Genomic DNA, 1,643 nt, shown 5'->3' with positions numbered 1-1,643 from the left:
CCTGACTTAGGACAATTTAGTGTGCACGGCCTGGGGTGATCGCTGCGATGGCGTCGCGGAGGTCGTCGGGTAGTGGATCTGCGGCGGTCAGGATTTGGCGGCCGGCTTTGATTTGCACGGTGCGGTAGCGGCGTACGGTCCGCACGAATTTCTTGATGCTCCAACCGGTTCGGGTCTCGATGTAGTGGCTGACGGCCATGGCTGCGAACACGATCGTCAGGTGGGCGTCGATGGACTCGCGTTTGTGGTGGTAGATCGGGCGTGCCTGTAGGTCGTGCTTGGACATCCGAAAGGCCTTCTCGATGCGCCAGAGCTGGTGATATGCACCGATAACGAACTCCGCAGACTGGTCGGTGAGGTTGGTGGTGTAGCCCTTCCACCCGGCCAGTGCCCGGCTCTTTGCCTCCAACGCACGGTCGACGGTCTTAGTGGCAGCGGCCAGCTTGATGAACCGGTTGCGTTTGACTGCGGCGTGCCCGTCGACGGCGCGTTGGGCCTTGGCGACCTGCTCGTCGATCCCGCGCAGACTGCGCCGAGCCCGGTCGTGCCGGTATTGGTAGTAGGTGACCCGATCCGGGATCCCGCGGGCCTTCTCACTGCTGGTTGCCGGCCAGGGCTGGGTCAGCACCAGCCCGTCCGGGACTGCTTCTTCGGGGTGCTTGTCACGCCATTCGCGCACCACGTCGGGCAGGAACGGGATCCGCGCACCCAGGATGTAGGAGAGGCCAGCAGCCTTTAGATCGACCTGGTTGGCTTCGGAGATCATGCCTGCGTCGGCGACCACGGTCACGTCGGTCAGGTTGTGGGCGGCCTTGAATGCGTTGATGACCGGCAGCATGGTGGCGGTCTCGGCCTTGTTGCCTTCGAATGCCTCGACCGCCAGCGGCAGGCCCGAAGCGTCGGTGAGCAAGCCGATGGTGATTTGCGGCTCCAGGCGTCGCTCCTTGGAGAACCCGGGTTCGCGGAACCCGTCTGCGGTGTCAGTCTCGAAGTACAGGGTGGACACGTCGTAGAGCACCAGCGACGCCGGTCCCAGTCCGGCCCGCGCTGCACATGCCGCTGAGAGTTGTTGGCGAACGGCGGGTTTGGCGAACTTCGGGAGGCGTCGTGTCACGGTGCGGTAATCGACGGCGGCTACGCCGGCCTCGGCGAGCACCCGCAACGCATCGGCCTTGCTGGTCGGTTCGATGATCCGCGCGAGCACCAGATCCCGGAACACCGCATCACCGCCGACAGCGGTATCGAATCCCAACACCCGATACGCGGTGCACAGCGCATGCCACAGGTGGCTGGATTTCGTGGCCAGCAGCTCCAGCGGCTCGCCATCGGCTCCGGTCGTCTCGATGCCCAGGTCCAGGGCGCCCTGGCCTTCGGCCAGGCGCTGGCGAGCAGCGGCTTTGAGCGCTTCGACCTCACCGTCATCATGGGCCGAACCCAGGTGCTCGATCTGGCGTGACCCGCGCCTCGTGGACCACACGATCTGCACGGCGATCGCGCCCGAGGCTGTCTTCACGGTGCGCACGTAGGCCACCCCAGCACCCTACGAAGCCAGATTTAGTGTGCAAATTTCCGGCCGGCAACACACGAAGCCAAAGGTCAACGCACTGGGCCATCACCGACTCCCGAAAATGTCCTAAGTCGGG

General features: G+C 64.7%; 1 protein-coding gene. It reads right to left on the bottom strand.

Translation table 11 applies throughout. The features are described 5' to 3' along the window. Positions 1 to 16: 16 nt before the first annotated feature. A complete protein-coding gene (locus tag AWC17_RS07625; protein ID WP_046181692.1) occupies positions 17 to 1,531 on the bottom strand; it encodes an IS1634 family transposase in 1,515 nt (504 codons plus the stop codon). Positions 1,532 to 1,643 lie beyond the last annotated feature (112 nt).

The organism is Mycobacterium nebraskense, from assembly GCF_002102255.1.
Classification (GTDB): domain Bacteria; phylum Actinomycetota; class Actinomycetes; order Mycobacteriales; family Mycobacteriaceae; genus Mycobacterium; species Mycobacterium nebraskense.
The sequence above is the reverse complement of the archived record's forward strand: the minus strand, read 5'-3'. Positions and strand labels throughout refer to the sequence as shown.